24 protein-coding genes and 1 pseudogene are annotated in these 24,571 nt (G+C 52.8%); 7 read left to right on the forward strand and 18 right to left on the reverse strand.

What is annotated here, in order from left to right:
• Positions 1-31 precede the first annotated feature (31 nt).
• The 4 genes and pseudogenes from AB8516_RS10695 to AB8516_RS10710 form a co-directional block, all read right to left on the reverse strand.
• Complete coding sequence (locus tag AB8516_RS10695) at positions 32-871, reverse strand: IS3 family transposase (RefSeq protein ID WP_369163265.1); 840 nt, start codon at positions 869-871, stop codon at positions 32-34.
• Positions 871-1,182: a transposase gene (locus AB8516_RS10700; protein ID WP_369160489.1), complete on the reverse strand. Its 312-nt coding sequence runs from the start codon at positions 1,180-1,182 to the stop codon at positions 871-873. The genes AB8516_RS10695 and AB8516_RS10700 overlap by 1 nt, the downstream gene beginning before the upstream one ends.
• 132 nt (positions 1,183-1,314) lie before the next feature.
• Positions 1,315-1,437, reverse strand: a pseudogene (locus AB8516_RS10705) (ClpX C4-type zinc finger protein); the annotation flags it as partial.
• Between the two features lie 297 nt (positions 1,438-1,734).
• On the reverse strand, positions 1,735-2,136 hold the full coding sequence (locus tag AB8516_RS10710) for a hypothetical protein (protein WP_369160491.1): 402 nt from the start codon (positions 2,134-2,136) through the stop codon (positions 1,735-1,737).
• 293 nt (positions 2,137-2,429) lie between these two features.
• Between AB8516_RS10710 and AB8516_RS10715 the strand changes: the two genes are divergently transcribed.
• Complete coding sequence (locus AB8516_RS10715) at positions 2,430-3,377, forward strand: IS110 family transposase (RefSeq protein WP_369158774.1); 948 nt, start codon at positions 2,430-2,432, stop codon at positions 3,375-3,377.
• Between the two features lie 54 nt (positions 3,378-3,431).
• Here the strand turns inward: AB8516_RS10715 and AB8516_RS10720 are convergent.
• Both AB8516_RS10720 and AB8516_RS10725 read right to left on the reverse strand, forming a co-directional pair.
• A protein-coding gene (locus tag AB8516_RS10720; protein WP_369157505.1) for an IS3 family transposase occupies positions 3,432-4,609 on the reverse strand; the annotation gives its coding sequence in 2 pieces (ribosomal slippage) (positions 3,432-4,354 and positions 4,354-4,609; 1,179 coding nt in all).
• Between the two features lie 43 nt (positions 4,610-4,652).
• Complete coding sequence (locus tag AB8516_RS10725) at positions 4,653-5,138, reverse strand: hypothetical protein (protein WP_369160493.1); 486 nt, start codon at positions 5,136-5,138, stop codon at positions 4,653-4,655.
• A 381-nt stretch (positions 5,139-5,519) separates the two neighbouring features.
• Here AB8516_RS10725 and AB8516_RS10730 point away from each other — a divergent pair, with 381 nt between their 5' ends.
• Positions 5,520-6,506: an integron integrase gene (locus AB8516_RS10730; protein ID WP_369160495.1), complete on the forward strand. Its 987-nt coding sequence runs from the start codon at positions 5,520-5,522 to the stop codon at positions 6,504-6,506.
• Between the two features lie 22 nt (positions 6,507-6,528).
• On the opposite strand, the gene ubiA is transcribed toward AB8516_RS10730, so the two are convergent.
• The 3 genes from ubiA to recG form a co-directional block, all read right to left on the reverse strand.
• Positions 6,529-7,440 carry a 4-hydroxybenzoate octaprenyltransferase gene (gene ubiA, locus AB8516_RS10735; RefSeq protein WP_369160497.1) on the reverse strand — a complete coding sequence of 304 codons (912 nt, stop codon included), beginning with the start codon at positions 7,438-7,440 and terminating at the stop codon, positions 6,529-6,531.
• Positions 7,437-8,024 carry a chorismate lyase gene (locus AB8516_RS10740; protein WP_235615142.1) on the reverse strand — a complete coding sequence of 196 codons (588 nt, stop codon included), beginning with the start codon at positions 8,022-8,024 and terminating at the stop codon, positions 7,437-7,439. Before AB8516_RS10740 ends, ubiA begins: the two co-directional genes overlap by 4 nt.
• 89 nt (positions 8,025-8,113) lie before the next feature.
• A complete protein-coding gene (gene recG, locus AB8516_RS10745) occupies positions 8,114-10,216 on the reverse strand; it encodes an ATP-dependent DNA helicase RecG (protein ID WP_369160499.1) in 2,103 nt (700 codons plus the stop codon).
• Between the two features lie 380 nt (positions 10,217-10,596).
• Between recG and AB8516_RS10750 the strand changes: the two genes are divergently transcribed.
• Positions 10,597-11,013: a secondary thiamine-phosphate synthase enzyme YjbQ gene (locus AB8516_RS10750; RefSeq protein ID WP_108294798.1), complete on the forward strand. Its 417-nt coding sequence runs from the start codon at positions 10,597-10,599 to the stop codon at positions 11,011-11,013.
• A 187-nt stretch (positions 11,014-11,200) separates the two neighbouring features.
• On the opposite strand, the gene AB8516_RS10755 is transcribed toward AB8516_RS10750, so the two are convergent.
• From AB8516_RS10755 to AB8516_RS10780, 6 genes are all read right to left on the reverse strand, one after another.
• A complete protein-coding gene (locus AB8516_RS10755) occupies positions 11,201-11,740 on the reverse strand; it encodes a pyridoxamine 5'-phosphate oxidase family protein (protein WP_108294800.1) in 540 nt (179 codons plus the stop codon).
• A 19-nt stretch (positions 11,741-11,759) separates the two neighbouring features.
• Positions 11,760-12,518 (reverse strand): hypothetical protein, encoded by a 759-nt coding sequence (locus tag AB8516_RS10760; RefSeq protein ID WP_369160502.1) that lies wholly within the window; start codon positions 12,516-12,518, stop codon positions 11,760-11,762.
• A 95-nt stretch (positions 12,519-12,613) separates the two neighbouring features.
• Positions 12,614-12,997 carry a RidA family protein gene (locus AB8516_RS10765; RefSeq protein ID WP_369160504.1) on the reverse strand — a complete coding sequence of 128 codons (384 nt, stop codon included), beginning with the start codon at positions 12,995-12,997 and terminating at the stop codon, positions 12,614-12,616.
• A gap of 322 nt (positions 12,998-13,319) precedes the next feature.
• On the reverse strand, positions 13,320-15,491 hold the full coding sequence (spoT, locus tag AB8516_RS10770) for a bifunctional GTP diphosphokinase/guanosine-3',5'-bis pyrophosphate 3'-pyrophosphohydrolase (RefSeq protein WP_369160506.1): 2,172 nt from the start codon (positions 15,489-15,491) through the stop codon (positions 13,320-13,322).
• Between the two features lie 267 nt (positions 15,492-15,758).
• Complete coding sequence (rpoZ, locus tag AB8516_RS10775; RefSeq protein WP_108294808.1) at positions 15,759-16,031, reverse strand: DNA-directed RNA polymerase subunit omega; 273 nt, start codon at positions 16,029-16,031, stop codon at positions 15,759-15,761.
• Positions 16,032-16,136: 105 nt separating this feature from the next.
• Positions 16,137-16,967 carry a helix-turn-helix transcriptional regulator gene (locus AB8516_RS10780; RefSeq protein ID WP_369160509.1) on the reverse strand — a complete coding sequence of 277 codons (831 nt, stop codon included), beginning with the start codon at positions 16,965-16,967 and terminating at the stop codon, positions 16,137-16,139.
• 44 nt (positions 16,968-17,011) lie between these two features.
• Here AB8516_RS10780 and AB8516_RS10785 point away from each other — a divergent pair, with 44 nt between their 5' ends.
• From AB8516_RS10785 to AB8516_RS10800, 4 genes are all read left to right on the forward strand, one after another.
• The gene (locus AB8516_RS10785; RefSeq protein WP_369160511.1) at positions 17,012-18,208 is read left to right on the forward strand and encodes an MFS transporter; all 1,197 of its coding nucleotides are present in this window, start codon (positions 17,012-17,014) and stop codon (positions 18,206-18,208) included.
• Between the two features lie 523 nt (positions 18,209-18,731).
• Positions 18,732-20,399: a thiamine pyrophosphate-binding protein gene (locus AB8516_RS10790; protein WP_369160513.1), complete on the forward strand. Its 1,668-nt coding sequence runs from the start codon at positions 18,732-18,734 to the stop codon at positions 20,397-20,399.
• Between the two features lie 24 nt (positions 20,400-20,423).
• Entirely contained in the window at positions 20,424-22,265 is a 1,842-nt protein-coding gene (locus AB8516_RS10795; RefSeq protein WP_369160515.1) for a hypothetical protein, read from the forward strand.
• Positions 22,262-22,792: a hypothetical protein gene (locus AB8516_RS10800; RefSeq protein WP_369160517.1), complete on the forward strand. Its 531-nt coding sequence runs from the start codon at positions 22,262-22,264 to the stop codon at positions 22,790-22,792. Before AB8516_RS10795 ends, AB8516_RS10800 begins: the two co-directional genes overlap by 4 nt.
• A gap of 31 nt (positions 22,793-22,823) precedes the next feature.
• On the opposite strand, the gene AB8516_RS10805 is transcribed toward AB8516_RS10800, so the two are convergent.
• From AB8516_RS10805 to AB8516_RS10815, 3 genes are all read right to left on the reverse strand, one after another.
• Positions 22,824-23,135: a DUF2061 domain-containing protein gene (locus tag AB8516_RS10805; RefSeq protein ID WP_369160519.1), complete on the reverse strand. Its 312-nt coding sequence runs from the start codon at positions 23,133-23,135 to the stop codon at positions 22,824-22,826.
• Between the two features lie 15 nt (positions 23,136-23,150).
• Entirely contained in the window at positions 23,151-23,777 is a 627-nt protein-coding gene (cysC, locus tag AB8516_RS10810; protein ID WP_369160521.1) for an adenylyl-sulfate kinase, read from the reverse strand.
• A 104-nt stretch (positions 23,778-23,881) separates the two neighbouring features.
• Positions 23,882-24,565 (reverse strand): phosphoadenylyl-sulfate reductase, encoded by a 684-nt coding sequence (locus AB8516_RS10815; RefSeq protein WP_369163266.1) that lies wholly within the window; start codon positions 24,563-24,565, stop codon positions 23,882-23,884.
• Positions 24,566-24,571: the final 6 nt, after the last annotated feature.

The raw sequence follows: 24,571 nt of genomic DNA on the forward strand, positions 1-24,571 counted from the left end.
GCAGTGATGTTCCCCAAAATAAGTTGACACATTAAATTTTCGACTTTGCATATTGCTCCGGAGACATGTAACCCAAACTTGAGTGTAATCTCTTCCGATTATAAAAACGAATATAGTTCTTCGTTTTTCTTTTAAAGTCCTCAAGATCAGAAAATCTTTCCGTATAATACATTTCAGACTTATAGGTATGAAAAAATGACTCCATATGAGCATTATCATAGCAGTTACCCTTGCCCGACATGCTTTGCTTAATTGACATATCACTCAACATTTTACCAATCTTATGATTTGCATACTCAATACCGCGATCTGAATGAAATATCTTCGGTATCGCATTAGGATGTTTTTTCCTTGCCTTGTTAAAGGTTCGTGCGATCAATTCAGCGTCTCTTGTTTTGCCAATCTCTTCTCCTACCAATTCTCGGCTACATAGATCCATAATAACCGATAAATACACATACTCACCGTAAAGCCGCGTGTAGGTGAAGTCTGCTACCCATACTTCATGGGGCTTGTCTGGCATGGGCATATCAAGCAAAAGGTTCTTCTTAGCAATCTTAGAGCCAGGTTGCCATTGCCTGGGCTTGTATCGTCGATCCATTTTTGCCCGTATTCCTGCTTCCCTCATCAGATTAGCAACTGTGTTCTCACAACGTGAATAACCCCTGTTTTTCAACTCTCGAGTCATCCTCGGGCTACCGTATATTTCCTTTACCTCTCGATGAATCTGTACAATTTCTTTCACAACCATGCTGTTGTACACATCTCGTAAAGATCCAGGTCGGTTCCTCCATGCATAATAGCCACCACGGGTGACCCCCAACAACCGACAAAGAGGCGCAATACCATATTCATGGTGTAAATCATCAATTACTTGGAAGGCTTCTTTTTTTTGGCTTCGCCTAGCTCCTTGAGTTTTTTTAAGACAGCATTCTCCATCTTTAGCTGCTTGTTCTCTTTTTCCAGCTGTTTCAGCTGGTCCTTTAGCTTTAGGTCTGCCTGAAAGTCTATTTTCTTTGGCATTCTATTGAGTAACCCCGCATCTCGCAGTTCCTTTTTCCAACGATACAGCGAAAATGTATGTATGCCTATCTCCTCGGCTACCTCACTGGCTAGAATTCCTGGTCTGCTGGCTTTAAGTACTGCCTGTATCTTTATATCTAAAGAATGATTCTTTCTCATGTAACACCTCTCGTTGTTATTGAGGTGTCAATTATTTTTGGGGAGGCTCACAGCGGAGAGTTTGCGATCCACTAGACCCATTGGTTATACCTTTTTGAGATATTTTCATTGTTCATCACTTTTAGAATTAGCGATTTCTTCATATAGAATATCCTGACATAAAGCTATGCACTCATTACAAATAAACACACTTGGGCCAGCAATCATTTTAAAGACTTCATTTTTATTTTTCCCACAAAACGAGCAATAAATCATTTTACTTTGTGTTGCTTCACTTTTAGATGATTCAGGAGAACTTTCTTCTTTCTCGGTTTCGCCATTAATTGATTTTGTAACACTCATTAAGTATTTGATTAGTCTTTTTACTTTTTCGTAATCATTTTGATCCTTTGCAATTCCAATATCTTTTAGAATGCTATCAAACGCTTTTTCGTAGCGGTCACCTTCAAGATATTTGCTTAGGTCTTCCATCTCATTTCCAAGGTATAACGTCTAAGGCCAGACGCGCAGCTTTGCTGCGTCGCTCTGAGCCGCATTGTTATAGGCTTTATGTTAATAGCTCTTAAAACCATTTTTTAACTCTGAGCCCCTTGCCCAAAACAAAGGAATATTATGTTTAGGTAATTCCATCTTTAACTTTTCAAAAAATTTAGTTTCTTGCTCTGAATATGCTGATGGGTGCGTAGTAACGACCCATAGACCATTTTCAACAACAGATTTTTCCTGTTTTTCTACATACGCAAGAACATCCTTGACCGATTGCAAATATGGTTGGCCAGGTTCTGACTTTAAGTATGGAGCATAAGAAACCTGTAAACCCCAAGGTTGGCCTGATATATCTGCTACACGCTTTGGCAAGGCATGGGCTGAAATCCCCTTTTCACGTTGGGGTTCACCTGCAATAGCGGAGTTAGCTATTGCGAGGAATATTAGTAGTGTAATTATACTTTTCATTTGTTGCCTATAACGTTTACGGTAAGGGGCCGAGGCGAAGCCGAGGTCCCGCGCAGGGCCGTAGGCCCGGAGTGTACTTGACCGGCTTGTATGGTTTAATTCCCTTCATATGACCAGATCCCTAAGAGAGGAGTAAAGTGAAGCCCGTAACTTGTAGCAGCAAGTTACCGGTTCAGTAGCCCGATGATGCCAGGGTCTCACAGACCGTTAACAAGCGGGGGCACTGAACCGACCCGATTTATCTCGAACAGTCGAATGGGCTTCAAGCCCGAATTTAGCAAGGTAGAGCAAAGATGACAAACCTTAAAAAGAGAAAATCCACCGTCAATGTGGGGGTCGATGTGGGGAAATGGATGCTGGACGTTCACATTTATGAGAAAGATATCCACTGGCAGGATAAGAATACCCCAGAGGGTGTCAGTAGGATACTCAAACGCCTCGCCCACTATCGGGTTAAACGACTCGTCATGGAGGCTACAGGGCGATATCAGCTAGCTTTAGCAGCGGCTGCCTACCAAAAGTCCCTGCCGGTTTGTATCGTCAAACCCATGTCGATTCGTCGCTATGCTGGTGTGGTAGAACAATTGGCCAAAACCGACAAGATCGATGCCCGCGTCATCGCCGAATATGCGGCCATCATTCAGCCGGAACCTACGCCCAAAGTCAGCCGCAATCTTCGTACGATCAAAGACTTATTAACTCGCCGGAGACAAGTGATGGAGATGCGCACCCAGGAACTCAATCGTCTACAAATCATGGGTAAGGCCTTTGAGACCTCCTGCCGCCGTATCTTGCGATGTCTCGATGCGGAAATCTGCTCGATCGAGAAAAAACTCAACCAGTTAGTCGAGAGACAGGCTGAGTGGGCAGAGCGTAAATCCATCTTACTGTCGGCACCGGGTGTCGGCGATACACTGGCCTATACACTATTGGCTGATCTCCCCGAGTTAGGCTCACTGAACAACAAACAGGTTGCTGCCCTGGTCGGTGTTGCACCGATAAACCGAGATAGCGGAATGTCACGTGGTAAGCGGCGCATCAAAGGCGGTAGAGCTGGCGTTCGCACAACACTTTATATGGCCACATTGAGCGCCACTCAATGCAATCCAGTCATACGGGCTTTTTACCGACAACTCGTTGATCAAGGCAAGCATAAGAAGGTTGCTTTGACGGCATGTATGCGTAAGTTTGTTACCATGTTGAATGCCATGGTAAGGGATCAAGTTGCTTGGGCTTACTGATGTTTAATCGCAGGGTTGACGCCACAGTCGCTTGTTATGCGCTCTTTGTAGTGGTCAAGTATTTTTGGCCACGGTTTTCTGTGCATTCCAGTACTGTTGCTCAACTACCCTGGGTGCCAATCCATCATTGTGAGTATGTGGCCTAAACTGGCTATAGTATCCAATAATATACTCCGTGATATGGTGCTTCGCTTCCTCAAAAGTGCGATAGCCGATCTCAGGCATCCATTCGGTTTTCAAGCTTCTGATAAATCGTTCCACGGGACTGTTGTCCCAGCAGTTACCACGTCGACTCATGCTCTGTACCATTTGATAACGCCATAGCTGCTGACGAAACGGTAGACTAGTGTATTGGCAACCTTGATCAGAATGAAACATCACGCCTTTTGGTTCACCACGAGACTCATAGGCCATTGTCAGAGCTTTTTTAGTCAACGCGCTATCTGGGTTCAACGATAATGCCCATCCCACCGGCTGTCGCGCAAATAAATCCAACACAATGGCCAGATATGCCCAACGTCGCCCAGTCCAAATATAGGTAATATCGCCCGCCCAGACTTTATTGGGTGCAACCACATCAAACTGTCGATCCAGCCGGTTTGGTATATTGGTATGCGGCTGCTCGGCTCTCTTGTAGCGGTGTTTGGGTTGCTGGCTACTCACCAGGCCCAGCGCCTGCATACGGCGTGTCGCACGATAACGGCTTAACGGGCAACCCTGTGCTGTCACCATGCTCGCAATCGTCCTGGCGCCGGCTGAGCCATTGCTTAATTCATAGGCAGACTTCACATGCTCGCGTAGCCGCCACTCTGTTTCTGACAACCGCTTCGGGCGATCCCGCCATGCCCGATAGCTGCTACGGTGTACACCGAACACGCAACATAGCTGCTTCACTGGATAGCTCTCTCGATGTAAACGCTGAATTAGCGTGAATTGTTCAACGAGTCCGACATCAAGAGAGCGGTAGCCTTTTTTAGGATTTCTTTCTCCGTCTCCACCTGTCGTAGCCGTTTTTCGAGCTCTTGTATGCGGCGTTGATCGGGTGTCATTGCTGATGCTTTGGGTGTTTTGCCTAGTCGCTCCTGCCGCAGCTGACGTACCCAATTTTCCAATGAAGATTTACTGACCCCCATCGCTTCGCAGGCCGCTCTGATTGAGTACTGCTGGTCGACAACCAGTTGGGCCGCTTCAAGTTTGAATTCCGGGCTGAATCTCCTGCGTGTTTTTGTCATTTGATCACCTATTTATCATCTGGGGTGATAATATCACCCATAATCAGGTGGCCAAAATAACTATACCACTACACTTATCACTATTATTTCTCAGCGCGACTACATTTTCTCGCGCAGCGGTTTCGCTTTCACTATAAATATCCAGTGTTACATCAATAATATCATTTCCCTTATTTATGAGCAGGTTGAAACGTAATCCGTTTTCTTTAGGTATCATTGAAGCGGATAGAATTACATCTACCCTCTCAAAATTGGCAAGGATATTAAAACTATCATTGTCTCTACTTATTACACCAACAATATCTCTTGAGTTATGGCTACCATCGAAAACCCAATTAATTACACCAACCAGATTTGCTTGTATATCAAAATACGACGAGTGTTGTCCCTCGTGCCTTCTGTGATTTCCTGATATAGAGAAATCATTACCAGATCTTTTTACTTCTGCGACTATTTCTAACGGCTCAATTACGTCATTAGTAATTGAACGCCATGAACCAACCCCAATATATCTACCTTGGTTTAACATTTCCTTTTACGCATAACATTTAAGTAGCAGGCAACTTGCCTCCAATCCCACCTATTTCCTCATTCATCAGGCAATTTGCCTTATATCCAGGCTGAATCTGTAGGATAGAAGGCAATATGCACGAAAATAAACGTGCAATGTGCCTGCAAGTTACGTTGGGGGAGGGAACACAAAAAGATGAAACCTCCCTGTTATGCTTTAGTTTTACCCTAAATTTCATCCACTTGCCAATATTCATACCCATGTTCAGTAATAAGATTATTAAATCCTCAACGACAAAAAAAGGCATGCTGCCCACTATTTCCAAATCCGGCATTCATTGACAATCCTTATCATGTTTTATACCCTTTAATATAATGAGAACATAACGAGTACTTAATCATGGAAGAAAATACTCACAAATCCCCTTTTTTACAAAAAGTTATCGATGCCATACGCGTTCGGCATTACAGTCGGCGAACTGAAGAAACATACCTTCACTGGATAAAAAGGTATATTTATTTCCATAACAAACGTCATCCCGAAGAGATGGCTGAGCGGGAAGTGGCTGCTTTTCTCACTTATCTTGCCGTGCAGAAAAATGTTGCGGCCAGTACTCAAAATATCGCACTCAATGCGTTGGTCTTTATGTACCGACATGTGCTGGATCACCCATTGAAAGATATCCATGGTCTGGTTCGTGCAAAGAAACCACAAAAGCTGCCTGTCGTTCTGACACAAATCGAGGTTGCCAAAGTACTTTCCAAACTGAATGGCGTTCACTGGCTAATCGCGTGCCTGCAGTACGGCTCCGGATTGAGGTTGATCGAAAGTGTCAGGCTCCGTGTCATGGATATCGATTTTGATCGGCGGGCAATCTTTGTAAGAAACGGAAAGGGGGGTAAAGACAGGGTGGTCACCCTCGCAGATGAGGTCGTTAAACCCATTCAGCGCCATCTGGAAACCGTTCTTACATTACATGAGCGAGATCTGCAGGAGGGTTTTGGTCGCGTCTATCTGCCGCATGCTTTGGCCCGTAAGTACCCAACCGCCGATCGGGAGTGGAAATGGCAGTATATATTTCCCTCATCAACACGGAGTCTCGATCCGCGTTCCGGGATTGAACGGCGTCATCATATCGACGAAAGCTGTGTGAGAAAGGCCGTTACATCAGCCGTACAGCAATCGGGTATCAACAAAAAAGCCAGTTGCCATACTTTACGCCACTCCTTCGCCACACACCTCTTGGAACGTGGTATGGATATACGCACCGTCCAGGAACAGCTGGGCCATACGGATGTAAGAACCACTCAAATCTACACCCATGTGCTTCAACGTTCGGGCTCTGCCGTTATCAGCCCTTTAGGCGCTGTCTTAAAGACCTGTTAACACTCGCCCAATGGGCCCTTGCTTATCCGAATGACAGATAGTCGACCAGCAACCCGATGAAGATCACCATGCCGAACTGATTGTTGTTGAGAAAGGCCACGAAGCAGGCCTTGGGTTCGCGGGCCCGGATGAGCCATTGTTGATAGGCAAACAGCCCCGCTCCGCCCAACAGGCCGAGATAGTAGAAAGCGCCGAGCTCGAGCAGCATCCCGATCAATATCAACATCAGTAACATAGCGATTTGCAGCAGCCCGACGATCAGCTTGTCATGGCGGCCGAACAGAATCGCACTCGACTTGACCCCGATCTTGAGGTCGTCCTCCCGATCCACCATGGCGTACTCGGTATCGTAGATGAGCGCCCAGACCAGGGTGGCGCAGAACACCAGCCATGCAACCGGCGGTATTGTTTCATTGAGTGCCATGAATGCCATTGGGACTGCCCAGCCGAAGGCGGCGCCCAACACCACCTGGGGCAGATGGGTATAGCGCTTCATGAAGGGGTAGACCGCCGTCAGCAACAGCGCCACCAGTGACATGTAGCGGGTTGGCCAGTTGAGAAAAAACAGCAGTGATGCGGCCAGCAGGGAGAGTACGATAAAGACAGCCAATGCCTCGCGCGGACTGACCAGGCCTGAGGCGATGGGCCTGGCCTGGGTGCGCGCCACATGGCCGTCGAATTCACGATCGGCATAGTCGTTGATCGCACAGCCCGCGGATCGCATCAGCGCCACCCCGGTGACGAACACCAAAACGATATGCCAGGGGGGTGTGCCTTGACCCGCGATCCACAACGCCCACAGGGTGGGCCACATCAACAGCAATATGCCGATCGGTCGATTCAGCCGTACCAGCAGCGCGTAGCGGCGCAGACGCTCCAGCCAGCCCACCGGGCCGGTACCCGAAGGTATCATGTCAACCTGTTGACTTGTCATCGACTGCCACCTCCCTTAAGCGGCAGGGTCGGGAGAAAAATCTCATTCACCAGTAACGGTCTTTTTTGCACAAAAAACAGGGTGCGTCGCCCCCAGAGATGATTCGGTTTTTTCTGCAGATGATTGCAGGCCGTCTCGAACATTGGCTGTCTGGGCAGCAAGCGTGCTACCTGGGTTGCACCCCGAATCACTTTCGGATCCGAAAAAAGTACTGCACCCAATGGCTTCTCACCCAGTTGCGTCAGCCGTTGCGCCGCACCCTTGAGACTGGTGATCGGTATCAGCGTACGGGCGAAAACCCAGGGGGTGCCGTCGCACTGCAACTCTACATCCCTCACCAGCGCCATCAACCCTCTGCGCATTCTCAATATACGGCACTCGCTGTTGAGAGGCGTTCCCCACCCCTGATGCAGCAGGCGCACTTTGAACTGACCCTCGCCACAGCATTGGATGACACGTTGAGTCAGCGAACCTCTGTCACCCAGCCATGATGCAACCAGCGGTGGTATCTGCGTATGTGAGCGATGACGCCAATCGCTCCAATTCGGCTCAGGGTTCGACCTGCTACTTATCTGCTGACTCAAGCTATCTCATCCAGAAAAAGGGCTATTATCGCACACCCTGCGGTTGAATGACGAAATTGGAGGTTTCACAGTCCCTGATCCGATCGCTTCTAAACCTTGACATAATCGACACGCTCGCCCAGCCAACGCTTGACCAGCTGGGACGCGGCCTGAGGATCGTCCCGCAGCAGCATCTCCGCCGCTTCCCGCACCTCGTCGAGCATCCCCTGGTCTCTCACCAGATCCGCGATTCGCAGCTGCATCTCACCGGTTTGCCGGGTTCCCAGCACCTCTCCCGGCCCTCTCATCTCCAGGTCTTTTTGCGCAATCATGAAGCCGTCGCCGGTCTCACGCAGAATCGCCAGACGCTCTTTGGCATTGGCCGAGAGGGGGGAATGGTACATCAGAACGCAGTGGCTCTCCTCACTGCCGCGCCCCACCCTGCCGCGCAACTGATGCAGCTGCGCCAGTCCCAGGCGTTCCGGGTTTTCGATAATCATCAGGCTCGCATTCGGCACATCCACGCCCACCTCGATCACGGTGGTGGCAACCAGCAGATCAACCGCGCCCGATTGGAAATCCCGCATGACACGCTCTTTCGCTTCCTGTTTTACCCGGCCGTGTACCAATGCCACATTCAAATCCGGCAGGGCCTCGGCAAGCAGCCGTGCGGTCTCCTCCGCCGCCTGGCACTGCAACGCCTCCGACTCCTCGATCAGGGTACAGACCCAATAGGCCTGGCGTCCCTGGGCACAGGCCGCCCTCACCCGTTCCACCACCTCGTCGCGCCTGCGATCCGATATCACCGCTGTGGTAACCGGTTTACGACCTGGCGGCAGGCCATCGATGATCGACAGGTCGAGGTCGGCATAGGCGGTCATCGCCAGCGTGCGGGGAATCGGCGTGGCGGTCATGATCAACTGGTGGGGGGTGTGTCCCTGTCGGTTCCCCTTCTCGCGTAATGCCAGTCGCTGATGGACACCGAAGCGGTGCTGCTCGTCGATCACCACCAGGCCGAGATCGTTGAACACCACATCCTGCTGAAACAGGGCATGGGTACCCACCGCCAGCTGTATCTCACCTGCCGCGATCCGTTCAATCACCGCTTCCCGGGGACGACCCTTGAGTCGGCCGGTGAGCCAGCCGATTTCGATCCCCAACGGCAGCAGCCATTGGGAGAAGTTGCGCAGATGCTGTTCCGCCAGCAGTTCCGTGGGCGCCATCAAGGCCACTTGACTGCCGGCGCCGATGGCCTGCAGCACCGCCATGGCGCTGACCACGGTCTTGCCCGAGCCCACATCTCCCTGCACCAGGCGCTGCATCGGCCGGGAGCGTGCAAGATCCTGTTCAATCTCCGCCACAACCCGGCTCTGGGCGGCGGTCAGTTCGAACGGCAGTGCCGAAATAAGGGCCTGCTTTAGCTTGTTGTCGGCCACAAAGGGGGTGGCGCGAATGCGTTGATGGTGCGCCCGCATGCTGCGCAGACTGATCTGATGGGCGAGCAGCTCCTCATAGGAGAGTCGCTGTTGTGCCGGATGAATCCCCGCCAGCAGCCTTTGTTGGTCGGCATCGGGAGGTGGCGCATGGAGGTAACTGACTGCCTGGGCCAAATTCATTTGAGGAAACCGCGCCAACAATGACTGGGGCAGCCACTCCCTCAGTCCCTCCGGCTGCTGTTGCAACCACTGCAGGGCCTGCTGCATGAGACCGCGCAGGGTCAATTGATGAACACCTTCAGTGGTGGGATAGATCGGCGTCAGCGACGTCTCCACTGCCATGGGTTGATCCGGATCGATGCGTTGATACTCGGGATGGACCATCTCCAGACTGTTGGGGCCATTGCGCACCTCACCAAAGCAGCGTATTCGAACACCGCGATTCAACGTTTGCCGCTGGGCATTGCTGAAATAGAAGAAGCGCAGAAACAGGCTGCCCGTACCATCGGAAATATGCACCATCAGCGAGCGGCGACGGCCGAACTTGATCTCCGCCAGATCGATCTCCCCCTCGATCACCACCTGATCACCACGCCGCAGACTGCCGATCGGTTGAATCCGTGTTCGGTCCTGGTAGCGCAACGGCAGGTGGAACAGCAGATCCTGCAGGCTCCCGATGCCCAACCTGGCGAGTTTTTCGGCATTACGTACCCCGACCCCTTTCAATACCGTGACGGGTTGTTCGGCCAGACTCGTTGATGAACTTTCCTTATTCAAAGCTGTTCACTTTCGTTGCACGGCTCCTCCTATGATCATATAAGTGACATGGCAAGGAAGAAAAAGCCGCAAATGAACGCGAATCACCGCAAATTAACGCAAACTTTCTCAGATATGGATAACAACAGCCTACTATCGGCAATCCAAACATAATACGTTTTGAAATCCTGCTAAGGCTGCCTTTAACAGCAGAATAGGCAGTGGATTGTGTGGCAGCCAGGCACATTGTCATATCATTTGCGGCAGTTTGCGTTTATTTGCGGCCAAAGCAATAACGGTTTGGTTTTCTGTTTAGCCGTTCAACCACTCGATGAGGTGAAGGGCCTATTGTACTATTCGCTCATTCACAGCATGCCAGAACAGGCGGGAGAAAGGCAAAGATGGTAATCCAGGAACAGATAAGGATTCAGACCCGGGGACGCAACACCTACAACATCACCGGTGAGGTGTCCGAGGCCATCAGCCGTGCCGGGATAGAGACCGGAATCTGCCAACTCTTCATCCAACACACCAGCGCCTCACTGATCCTATGTGAAAACGCCGATCCGACGGTACGTACCGATCTGGAGCGAATCATGTCCCGCCTGGTGCCGGATGGCGATCCGATCTTCGATCACACCCTGGAGGGACCGGACGACATGCCGGCGCATGTACGATCGATCCTGACCCATATGGATTTGAGCCTGCCGATCAGCCAAGGCAGACCCGCACTGGGAACCTGGCAGGGGATCTATCTGTGGGAGCATCGTACCCATCCTCACCAGCGCAGCGTCACCCTTACCCTGTATGGGGAGTAAAAGAGTTTTTAGTTTTTAGTTTTTAGTGTTGAGTTTTGAGTTTTGAGTTGTCGAGACCACACTCGTGTTTCTTTGGCCACTCGCGCGCCTTCTGTCGTATGAGAATTGGGATAAGAGAATCTAAAGCGCCGTGAGCGAAGTGAGCCCATCCGCTCAAAACTAAAAACTAAACACTTAAACAGAGATGCTATGCCAGGTCCGTTGGCTTCCCATCGACACTTACTTTATTACGCTTCTCCCTGAACTCCCTGAGTCCCTCGTCACCCTTTCTTTCAGCCCACTCCACCAGGGCATCCCGTTGCCCGGCATATTCGAACAACGGCACCCCGAATCCACAGGAACTGGCGACAAGATCCACATCCATGAGGATGATCTGTCGGGCTCCGGGGAGCAGGGGGAAACGACCGATATGGGCATCCCAGATTTCGCTGTCTTCGAGATGGCTGGTGGCCTGTCCATAGAGCCTGAGAATCTTGGGTTCGCCCTCCATGGCACAGAACATCAGAGTCATCCGCCCGTCATCCCTCAGGTGGGTTGCCGTCTCGTTACCACTCCCGGTGAGATTCAGCCAAACCACCTGATTGGGATTTATGATGCGCAGGCTGTCCAATCCCTTGGGTGAGACATTGATCCGCCCGTCACTCATCCCGGTTGCGACAAAAAACAGCTGCTGACGAATGATGAAATCGATATGTTTTTCGCTGATATGATCGTATTGCTTACCCATAAAGGCCTACTGTGAAATGCTATTTATCCAGTTTCACCTTACCGCCGAAAAATCGACCGGTCAGGCTGTTCTTGGTTTTCGACAACCACTCCTCCCGTTCCTCCAGCAGCTGCCGGGAGAGAGAGACCAGGGAACGCACGGATCGGGTGCGGGTGATATCCATACGCACTTCCGACTGCAGGGTGGCTGTCGCCCAGGGACCGCCGTTATGTTTTCGTATGAATTTACGCACCTGTGCATGCAGGTTGTTGCGTAACATGGCGACGACTTCCTCTTCCGCCTTATCGGGATCCTTGCCCACCAGACCGTGCTTCAACTTATCGGCCTCATTGGGGGTTACCAGTTTAAGGGTCACACAATCATTTGACAGCAGATGCTCCATATCGGCTCGCCGATCCTTGAGTCGTTCCGGCATCGACTTGGCGTCGGGCACGTACCCGGTGGCCTTCTTGTTGGCATTCAGGATTTTCAGGTCTTGCTCCCCGCCGCCATCCCCATCATCCCCAGCGTCGTCGATTATGGCGGAGCCCGATCCGGCACCTTGCGATGCGCCCCCGACCTGACTGATTTCCGCGTCTAACCAATCAGCCTGTTCGTTAAGCAGCTTGTGGAAGTCTGTCGGGGTGCTCTCTTCAGTCAGCATGGCGCTGATTGCCTGATGCATGATCTCGTTGTAATAACCGATAATGGTTGGATCCGTGATACCATGTGCCTGACAGATGATAAACACCCGCCCCTGAATATTGACCTGCATCATCTGTTCGAACTGGCTATCCATTCAATCCGCCTAAGCTGTAATCTCCTGCCGGCAAGCAGTTCATTTAAAAAAACCGCTGCCATATGATGCTAATCATAGATGAAACCCACGATTCATCATTCAAACTGTATTATGGCATCCATTTCTACGGCAGCACCCTTGGGCAGTTCCGCCACCCCGATTGCGGCCCTGGCGGGATAGGGTTCCGAGAAGTAATCCGCCATCACCTGATTGACCACAGGAAAATGTTCCAGGTCGGTAAGAAAGACATTCAGTTTCACGACATCGGCGAAACTGCCACCTGCTGCCCTGGCTACAGCCTGCAGATTATCGAAAACACGTCGGATCTGCTGTTCGATATCGCCATCCACCATCTCCATGGTCTCAGGCACCAGGGGTATCTGACCTGAAAGATAGACCGTATCGCCAACCTTGACTCCCTGGGAGTAGGTACCGATAGCCTGCGGAGCCTGATCGGTACGGATGATTTCACGGCTCATGTTTAACACCTCTTTTTGTTAGGGCCTGTTAATACTAATCCAATGCACCCTGTTGTGCCTGAAAAAGTGCCAATCAAGGCGCACCCCAAGGGCACTTCCTTCGGGGCGCAACCCGAAGGGCTGGGGCTGTTTTCGCCCCCAGCGGCGTTATCATTCGCTCATGTAGAATAACTACACCACGCTCATTCTGCCTTGCTGGGCACGAAAACAGCCCCAGCAGGGCGTATTGGATTAGTGTTAACAGGCCCTAGTTATGAATTTTGAATGCTGAATTGATTGTGTGTGCAACGCGAACACAACAATAATTCAAAATTCATAATTATCATTTCACTCTGTTAATGCGCATAATCGAAGGCAGGGAACGCACGTGACGCAATATCTTCGCCAGGTGCTGTCGATTCTTCACAGTAATGACGAAGACTAGAGTGGAAGACAGACCATCCCGCTCTTCAGAGCCCACATGCTCGATATTCGAACCCTGTTGAGAGATAACCGAGGCAACAGAAGCCAGGACACCCCTTTGATTGCCTGATTCTACACGAATCATGGTGGCGAACTCCCCTTCCACATCCGATTCCCACTCAGCCTCGATCCATTTATGGCCGTGCTTTTTATAGTCCCCGAGGTTCGGGCAACCCTGGCGATGGATCACTATGCCCTTGCCGGGATTGAAGACACCGACAATGGCATCATCCGGAATGGGTCGGCAGCACTTGGCGAAGTTCACCACCATCCCTTCTGTCCCTTTGATCGCCAACGAACCGGCGGGCACCTCCTGCTGTAAAACGGATTCGTTCACCGGCTGAGTCAGATCCTCTCCCGCCAATCTACGGGCCAGCAGCATCGGCATATGGTCTCCCAATGCAATGCCTGCCAATAGATCGTCCAGCTGTTCCAGGCGAAACTCGGTCAGGATCTGATCGATTGTCTCCTGATCCACATCATCCAGGGTGAGTGAGAGCAATTCGAGTTCGCGTTCCAACAGACGCCTGCCCAGACTTACCGCCTCTTGTGTCTTGAGATTCTTCAAATAGGAGCGGATATTGGCGCGCGCCTTTCCCGTCACCACGAAATTGAGCCAGGCCGGACTGGGCCCGGCGGTTTCGGAGTTGATGATCTCCACGGTCTGGCCATTGAGCAGGCGGGTGCGTAACGGCACCAGCCGCCTGTCGACCCGCGCAGCAACACAGGTATTGCCCACATCGGTGTGCACACTGTAGGCAAAATCGACCACTGTAGCGCCTTTCGGCAGTACCATGATCCGTCCCCTCGGGGTGAACACATAGACCTCGTCGGGGAACAGGTCGACCTTGACGTGCTCGAGAAACTCCACCGAGTCGCCCACACCCTGTTGCATCTCCAGCAGATTCTGCAACCAGTCCGAAGCCCGGGACTTGACCCATTGGCCACTCGCCTCTCCGGTCTTGTACATCCAGTGCGCCGCAATCCCCGATTCGGCCAGTTTATCCATCTCCTCGGTGCGAATCTGAATCTCTATGGGTATACCCTGTGGACCAAACAGCACGGTATGCAGTGACTGGTAGCCATTTGCCTTGGGTATTGCGATATAGTCCTTGAAACGTCCGGGCATCGGCTTATAGAGATTGTGCACCACACCCAGCACGCGGTAGCAGGTATCGACCGCATCGACCACGATGCGAAAGGCGAATACGTCAACCACCTCTGAAAAGCTCAGCTTTTTCTTCAACATCTTTTTATAGATGCTGTAGAGATGTTTCTGGCGTCCGAATACCTGCCCCACCATCTTTTCCTGTTCGATACGGGAGCGAATGGCTGATTCCACATTCTCCACCAGCTCGCGATGGTGACCCCTGGCATCGGTAACGGCGCTCTTCAAGGCCCGGTAACGCATCGGCCAGTACGCGGCAAAGCCCAGTTCCTCCAACTCCAGACGCATGCTGTTGATACCCAGCCGGTTGGCGATGGGGGCAAAGATATCCAGGGTCTCCTTGGCGATTCGCCGGGTTTTTTCCGGTTTCATCACCCCGAGGGTCCGCATATTGTGCAGGCGGTCGGCAAGCTTGATCAGAATCACCCGGATATCCTTGGTCATCGCCAACAACATCTTGCGCAAACTGGCGGCCTGAGCCTCAGCCTGAGAGTTGAAATCGATTTTGGAGAGTTTACTCACACCATCGACCAGCTCAGCAATCTCGCCGTCAAAGGTATCCGCGAGTTGCTCTTTGGCGGTGGGTGTATCCTCGATGACATCATGCAGGATAGCCGCCATCAGGCACTTATAGTCCATACGCATGTCAGCCAGAATGCGTGCCACTGCAACAGGATGATAGATATAGGGCTCCCCGGTCTTGCGGTGCTGTCCCACATGAGCTTCGGCGCCGAACAGATAGGCCCTGTATACCTCACGAATATGGTCCGCCGAAAGGTAGGACTCGAGATAGGCGCACAGGTCGCTGATCAGGAAACGCGGTGTCTCCTGATCATCTTCCAGATTGCCTAAGGGATTGTTCATTCACCTCTCCAGCGCCACTTTTGCCCACTCAGTATGATCAGTCTGTCATAACAGTCGTTTTGGCCGTAAACCGGGGTTTGTCATAGTGATCGAAACGCAGCTTCTCTCAACAACCCGAATGGGTCAAGAAAATAGACCAGGGAATAGGGGGAATTCTTGGCTTTTTCAGCCTTGTGTTGCAAGTGGTGATTGTGTCGCGGCGACAGCCGTCTTCGGCAGCCTGCGGCTGCCGAACGGGATGTGGATTATAGCGGAGATACAGCGGATTTATTTACCGGGTTCCATGGGGGTGATATCGATCTCCATCATCCCTTCATCCACTACCAGTTCTTCTTCGGCCTGCTGCTTTTGCATGTCCTGTTCCGAGATCAAACCCTCGGCAATTTCACGCAAGGCCATCACGGTCGGTTTGTCGTTTTCCCAGGGAAGCAGCGGTTCCACCCCATTGACCAGCTGACGCGCCCGTTTGGTGGCAAGCAGAACCAGATCAAAACGGTTGTCTACATAGTCCATGCAATCTTCAACTGTGACACGTGCCATTGTTGCTCTCCACGGGCGGTGAAATTGGGTCTTTGACCGGAAAAAAGGAAGCAGATGATAAACCATGCCTCTCTTAAAGCCAACTCCACAAGCTGTTTTGCGCCACTATTTGCGGGCATCGGCAGCCCGATTGCGATTGGACTCATTGAAGAAGCGGGCCGGCGGCTCGCCAAGGTTTTCGCGGAACATGGCAATAAAAGCACTCGGACTCGCGTACCCCAACTCAAATGCGACCTCGTTAACGGGCGTGCCGTCCGCCAATCTGTTCATGGCCTCCAGCAACCGCAGCCGGCGACGCCAGCTGCCAAAGCTCATCCCCAGATGCTTGATGAAAAGCCGCCCAAGCGTGCGTTCACTGGCGCCGGCGTGTGTCGCCCACTCCGCCAGGGTCTGATCATCCGCCGGATTGTCCGTCAGGGTATCGATAATCCTGCGGATTCTCGGTTCGTCGGAAAATGGAAGATGGAAGGGAAACTGCTCGATCTTTTGCAGCTGATCCACAATCACCACCATCAGTCTCCATTCCGCGCTACCCTTTGCGTATTCATTGCCGATGCGGCTCGCCTCCAGAATCATGGCCCGCAACAGCGGTGTCACGCGCAGCACGCAACAGCTGTCGGGCAGACCGTCATTGTAGGCGGGATCGATGTAGATCGAGCGGAAGGATACCGGCTGGGTCATCTCCACCTCGTGCATCACTCCAGGCGGTATCCAGACCGCCTGCGCAGGCGGCACCAACCAGGCCCCCTTGTCGGTGCTCGTCCTCATTACACCACGGATCGCATACAACAGCTGACCGCGAAGATGGGCGTGCCGAGTGACCAGTTCGGCCCCACGCCTCTCCATCGAAATCGAAAGCACAGGCCGTTGCGGATCGATGACGTGACCCACATGGGTGGAGGGATCAACTGTCTTTTTATCGATATTCATTGTCATATTATAGTTATTGCGCCAAATTAAAACGGCCCATAATAGTAATCATGGCAAAATCGACACTATCAAGACTCCGTCGCCCCGACTTCCTGCTGCTGCTGATGGCTGTCGCTGTGCCGCTCAGCTTCGCGGCCTGGCAGACCCTGTTGAATAACTTTGCCATCGAACGCGCCTCATTCAGCGGACAGGAGATGGGTATCCTGCAGAGCCTGCGTGAGATCCCCGGCTTCCTTGCCTTTGCCGTAGTATTTCTGCTGTTGTTGATTCGTGAGCAACGGCTGGCCTATATCTCGCTTGCCCTGCTGGGAATCGGTACCGCAGTCACCGGGTTCTTTCCGTCGGTGATCGGCCTCTATATCACCACCGTTATCATGTCGATCGGCTTTCACTACTATGAGACCCTGCAGACTTCCCTGGCGCTGCAGTGGATCGATAAATCACATTCCGCAGAGACCCTTGGACGCCTGATCGCGGCAGGTTCGTTCGCCTCGATCGTCACCTTCGGTCTGATCTGGATGTTTGACGACCTACTGGGTCTCGACTACCAGTGGATCTATCTGATCATGGGAGGGCTTACCCTGGTGATCGCCTCGATTGCCTGGTTGGGTTTTCCGCTCTTTCCCCAGAAGACGGAACAACACAAGCACATGGTGTTTCGCAAACGCTACTGGCTCTACTACACACTGACCTTTATGTCGGGGGCACGGCGGCAGATATTTATCGTTTTCGCGGGTTTTCTGATGGTGGAGAAGTTTGGTTACACTGTCTCTCAGATTGCCTTACTGTTTCTGGTCAACGCCACCATCAATGTCTTCCTGGCACCGCGCATCGGCCGGTTGATAGGCCGGATCGGCGAACACCGGGCGCTGCTGATCGAGTACGCCGGCCTGATTCTGGTATTTTGCGGTTATGCCGTGGTGGAGACCGCCTGGATCGCCGCCGGACTCTACATCATCGATCACCTGTTCTTTGCCATGGCCATTGCGCTGAAGACCTATTTCCAGAAAATAGCGGCGCCCGAGGATATCGCCTCCAGCGCCGGTGTCAGTTTCTCCATCAATCATATTGCCGCAGTGGTCATACCGGCTCTATTCGGCATTATCTGGCTGAGTTCCCCCGCACTGGTCTTCTATGCGGGTGCGGCCATGGCGGCTGTCTCATTCGCACTCTCCCTGCTGGTGCCCGAAATCCCGGCCATGGGTCGGGAGAGCCGTTTCGCATTCTCCAGCGTCGACAGCCGCTGAACCCACGCTACCCCCCTTATCAAACAACACCCGATCGAGTCCGGGATGACATTGATTTGGAATCTAGCTATCCTCTCCCGTCTTGTGTCTCAACAAACACCGCGCCCCGCTACGACAGGCATATTGGCGGGATGAAACAAGGTTTGAAACACCACCATGCGTGGAGGCCCGGAAGCACATTGCAGATCAGTTCCTTCTGCAATATGCCTGTTAGGGCCTGTTAACACTAATCCAATACGCCCTTGTTGTGCCTGAAAAAGCGCCAATCAAGGCGCACCCCAAGGGCACTTCCTTCGGGGCGCGAGGAGAGAGGTTTGGTGATTCCAAATGAGCGACGAGCAACGCCGAGTGGCGCTTTTTCAGGCGCAACCCGAAGGGCTGGGGCTGTTTTCGCCCCCAGCCGCGTTATCATTCGCTCATGTAGAATAACTACACCTCGCTCATTCTGCCTTGCTGGGCACAAAAACAGCCCCAGCAGGGTGTATTGGATTAGTGTTAACAGGCCCTAAGTTAAAGCAGTTTCATGAAGATAAAAGTCAGTGAATTTATCATCAGGTATCTGGAGCGCTTGGGTGTGGATACCATTTTCGGTATGCCGGGCGCCCACGTTCTGCCGATCTATGATGCCCTCTATAATTCGAACATTCAGGCCATACTGGCCAAGCATGAGCAGGGGGCAGCCTTCATGGCCGGGGGATATACGAAGGCCTCGGGAAAGCTTGCCGCCTGTATCGCCACCGCGGGACCGGGTGCCACCAATCTGATAACCGGCATCGCCAACGCCTATGCGGACAAACAACCTGTTATCGCCATTACCGGCGAGGCGCCGACCTATATCTTCGGCAAAGGGGGACTGCAGGAGAGTTCGGGTGAAGGCGGCAGTTTCAACCAGGCCGCCCTGTTCAAACACATCACCCGCTACAGCAAATCGATCGAGAGAACCGACTATCTGCCGCAAGTCCTGATACAGGCAAGCAAGGCTCTGCTTGCCGCCAACCCGGGGCCTGTGTTACTCAGCATACCCTTCAATGTACAGAGTGAGCTGATCGAAGAAGCGCTGCTTGACGATCTTATCGTCAAGCAAGACCCGATATACAGCCCGGTTGATGAAACCAGATTGGAGCGATTCCACAGCCTGCTGCTGCAGGCCCGCCAACCGGTGATCGTCGCCGGCTATGGAGCAATCCGGTCTGGCGCCATGGCATCCATCAATACACTTAGCCAGATGCTGCAGATCCCGGTCGCATCGAGCCTCAAGGGCAAGGGTGTTGTGAGTGAGGACTCCCCGCTCTCCCTCGGCAGTCTGGGCGTCACATCCAGCGGCAATGCCTATAAGTTCATCGTGGAGAAATCGGATCTGCTGATAATCCTCGGCGCGGGGTTCAATGAACGTACGAGTTATCTTTGGGACCACTCCCTGTTGAAGGATCGAAAAATTGTCCAGATTGACCACGATCCCCATCAACTGGAAAAGGTCTTCGATGCCGAACTGGCGATCTGCGGCGATATCGGGGAAGTCATCGACGCTCTCCTGGCCAGGTTGGACAAAACCGGCAAGGCACACCATCCCATCAACGAGACTGAGAACAGGATTACCGATCTCAAATCATCCGCCGAGGGTGACTACACCATATTCAAGTCCGGTTTTTCACTCGCCGAGGCATTCTTCGACAAGCTGGCCGAGCACTTTCCACACCAGATCAGGGTTTTCGATGACAATATCATCTTCGCCCAGAACTTCTACGAGGTCTCCAGCAGCAACCGGTATTATCCCAACTCCGGCATCTCGTCCCTTGGACATGCCATCCCAGCTGCGATCGGTGCCCAGTTCACCACCCGCAAACCCACCTTCGCCATCCTCGGCGACGGCGGCTTTCAGATGTGTTGCATGGAGATTATGACAGCCGTCAACTACCGGCTGCCGCTGAATGTCGTATTGTTCAACAACGGCACCATGGGATTGATTCGTAAAAACCAGCATCAGCTCTACCAACAGCGATTCATCAACTGCGACTTTGTCAATCCCGACTACAGCCATCTCGCCGAATCGTTTGGCATTAACTACAAACAGGTAACGTCTCCGGAGGACTTGGACCATTTGTTTCAGCAGTATGATCTGCGGCAGGCAATCAACCTGATCGATATCGCTATCGACAAGGATGCCTTCCCCAACTACTCATCCAAACGCTGACCGGCTGTCCGCGACCCATAAACGATGGCGTCAGGCAAATATCAAGCACTGCACAACTTCTATACACAATTCGGTTTCCACCCATCTTTAGAGTCGGCCAGTGAACGCTGGCGACAGTTGTCGACCGCTGGACCCGACGGCACACATTCAGCCATCTTCATCGAAATGATCGACAGGGCAACACTGTTCCTCGAGCAGGAGATGCAAAAGTGCGACTATCCCGGGGATCTGCTCTATCTCCATCAACAACTGTTTCTGGAGATGGAATCCTTGATTGGCGATCAAGCGGTGGATGACCGTTATCGATTTATCGTCGTGATACCTGTCGCAGACAGACCCCAGCATCTGCAAAGCTGCATGGACAGCCTGTATCACCTATGCCGGCGATTCAATTACGGCGGCTTCACGGAACAGAAGCGGCGACTGATAACGGTCTTGATAGCGGATGACAGTAAAGATCCGCATGCCAGAACCCGGATCAAGCACATACAACAGCAATTTACCCGGCAGGGATTCGAGACCATCTATTTCGGGCAGGATGAACAACTGCAACTGCTGGATCGCCTGACCTCTGCACAACGGCAGGCCCTGACCGGCATCATTGGCAACCATCCAGCCAAAGCATTCCATCACAAAGGCGCTTCCATCACCCGCAATCTCAGCTACCTGAAGGTGAAGCAACTCGTGAGTGAAGAAAAACCCGCGCTGATCTGGTTCATCGACAGTGACCAGGAGTTCCGGGTCAATACACCCAGCCAGCGGGATGGTCTGTTTGTCATCAACTACTTCCATCGTCTGGATCGAATCTTCACCACAACCGACACCCTGGTATTGACCGGCAAGGTTGTGGGTGACCCCCCGGTTTCACCTGCCGTGATGGCCGGCAACTTTCTCCGGGATGTATCAGGATTTGTCTCCGACATTGCCTCTCTTGGGCCCAATCATAACTGCCGTTTTCATCAGCAACGGATCACAACAGGCGGAGACGCGGCCTACCATGACATGGCGGATCTGTTCGGATTTCACGGCACTCGGGAAACCTACCGTTATCAATGCCGGCTGCATGGCCAACACGACCAGCTAGCCTGTTTCAGGGATTTTTCCGAACTGTTGAACCGCTTTTTCGATGGCGAACACCTGACCCGGCAAAATTTCTATACGAATCCGCCCGTCGCGACAGAACTCACGCCGGCGCGCACACTCTACACCGGCAACTACCTGCTCAGCTCTCAGGCACTTGACTACTTCATCCCCTTCGCCACCCTGAAATTGAGGATGGCCGGACCGCAACTGGGACGGATCATGAAATCCGAACTGGGCGGTCGATTCGCATCGGCCAATCTTCCGCTGCTGCATAAACGGACCCAGGATCAGATCGGAGAGTCCGAATTCAGAGCGGGCATCGACAAGGGCCAGGCGGGCATCGATATATCCGGAGAATTCGAACGCCAGTTCTTTGGCGATCTGATGCTGTTCAGCCTGCAGGCATTGATTGAGTCCGGATACCCGCAGCAGCGGTTGAGTGACAGACGGATTGAACAGATACTGAACAAAACCGAAGCCACCCTGTTGGATCGCTATTCCCGCATGCAGAACGAGATCATGGAAAAACTGGAACGTCTTGATCAACAGATCGAGGATCGACACTGCTGGTGGTGGCGGAATGTCGTTGCCGGGGATGCCATCGAGAACTTTCGACGATTCATTGACAACATGAGATGCAACTTCGGTGTCGGGTCACCCGGGTATGGCATCATCGAATCAACCCAGCATCGGCAGGTTCGCCGTCAACAGATCCTGCAGGCGCTGCGCTCATATAGCGCGGATCGCGATCTCTGGCGGCAAACCCTTTCGCAACTATCATGAATATATTTATTCTCAACGCCGGCAGATGCGGGTCCACGACCTTCGTTCAGGCCTGTCAACACATCAGTAACTATTCCGCGGCCCACGAGTCCCGTTCGACACTGATAGGCAAACGGAGGTTGAGCTACCCCGACAACCATATCGAGGCGGATAACAGGTTATGCTGGATACTCGGCAGGCTCGACCATGAATACGGCAACGATGCCTATTATGTACACCTCACCCGGGATCGCCGGCAATCGGTGGAGAGCTTCGTCAAGCGCAAGGAGTACGGCATCATGCAGGCGTACAGGGAAGGTATTCTCATGGGCGGTCAACAGCAGCCGGCCACGGAGATCGCCTCCGATTACCTGGATACGGTGGCCTGCAATATTTCGCTGTTCCTCAAAGACAAGCGCCACAAGATGACGTTCAACCTGGAAAACGCCGCCAGCGACTTTGTCGATTTCTGGCATTGGATAGGCGCCCGGGGTGAACTGGATAAGGCCCTTGCAGAGTGGCGGATCCGCTACAACGCCTCGGTTTGACAGGCCCTCTCAGGTCCCGGGAAAGGCAATCTCACGCAACCGGAGACTCCGCCTGCAACACCTCCGTTGCGTCATATCGGCCACCCCGGTCTCTCCCGAGAGGTATCCGGTTCCAGATCCGCTCATGCAGATAGTAGAGCACCATCTTGGTCACCACCTCGGTCAGGCCTATAGCCGCGGCGGTAGTGAGGCTGCCGGTAAAGAACCAGGAGAGCAGGATGGTGTCGATCGATCCGGTCACGCGCCAGGAGACTGCCTTGGCCAGACTGCGAATCGGGCGATCCGAGGAAACGGCCTGCCGTGACCGTTTCTCGGCCTTTTTGTCCGCACAGGTAATGAGCATCTGCAGCCACCTGCCTCAGGCTTCCAGGGCTACCGGTTGGTAACCCGCCTGCAGCACGCCGGTCCGATGCAGATAATCCAGCAACTGGTTGACCGCCTCCGCCACCGGGACTTCGCCGGCACGAATATGCACCTCCGGTTTCTGCGGCACTTCGTAAGGACTGTCGATACCGGTGAACTGCTTGATCTCCCCCCGATCCGCCTTGGCGTAGAGACCCTTTGGATCGCGTCCCCGGCAAACCGACAGATCCGCGTCCACAAAGACTTCCACGAACTGCCCCCCGGGCATGATCTCCCTGACCAGGCGACGATCGGCGCGAAAGGGGGAGATAAACGCAGCGAGGGTGATCAACCCGGCATCGGCCATCAGCTTGGCCACCTCGCCCACCCGGCGAATGTTCTCCTGACGATCTTTATCGCTGAATCCCAGATCATGGCAGAGACCGTGACGCACGTTGTCTCCGTCCAGCAGATAAGTATGGTAACCCTGAACGGTGAGGATCTGCTCCAGTGCCCCGGCGATGGTCGATTTACCGGAGGCGCTGAGTCCGGTAAACCAGATCACCAGCGGCCGCTGGCTTTTTTGCTCTGCCCTGGCTCCCTGGTCCACCGGATGGGAATGCCAAACGATATTGCTGCTCATTGTGAATTGCTCCTTGGATGGTTTGAAAATAACCTGTTGCCTTGATCGCGATTGATCTGTTCTGGATTGATGAGTCGGGCCCCACCAAATCGCTTGATCGATGATCATTCGTGGATACCGCACTCCCGCTTCAAGCCGAAAAAGCGGGTCTCCTCCTCGCGCATACCCGGTTGCAGCGGACGGCTGGTGTGGACGTCGCCCACCGATAGATAGCCCTGCTCCCACAGCGGATGGTAGGGAAGATTGTGTTTCTGCAGATAGCGGTGCACATCCCGGTTATGCCAATCGACCACCGGATGGATCTTGAAACGGCCGTCCTGGATCCGCACCACCGGCAGGGCGGAACGGCTGTGCGACTGCTGGCGGCGCAATCCTGCGAACCAGCTGTCGGCATCGAGCGCTTTCAGGGCACGTTGCAGCGGTTCCACCTTATTGATGCGGTTGTAGTGTTCAATACCGGTCAATCCCTGTTCCCAAAGGCGGCCATAACGGCGCTCCTGCCAGGCCGGCGAATGCTCGGCACGGTAGACATGCAGATTTAACTGCAGACGTTCGGTCAATTGATCGATAAAGCTGTAGGTCTGCGGAAAAAGGTAGCCGGTGTCCACCAGTACCACCGGGATATCGGGCACGATACGGGTTACCAGATGAAGCATGAGGGCCCCCTGGATGCCGAAGCTGGAGGTCAGAATATGCTTGCCGCGGAGGTGGTTCAGGGCCCATTCGATACGCTCCTGTGCGCTCAATCCCTGCAGCTCATGGTTGATTGCCCCAAGATCCTCCGTCATCACCGG

Source organism: Candidatus Thiodiazotropha sp. LNASS1 (assembly GCF_964212655.1).
In the GTDB taxonomy this organism is placed as follows: domain Bacteria; phylum Pseudomonadota; class Gammaproteobacteria; order Chromatiales; family Chromatiaceae; genus Thiodiazotropha.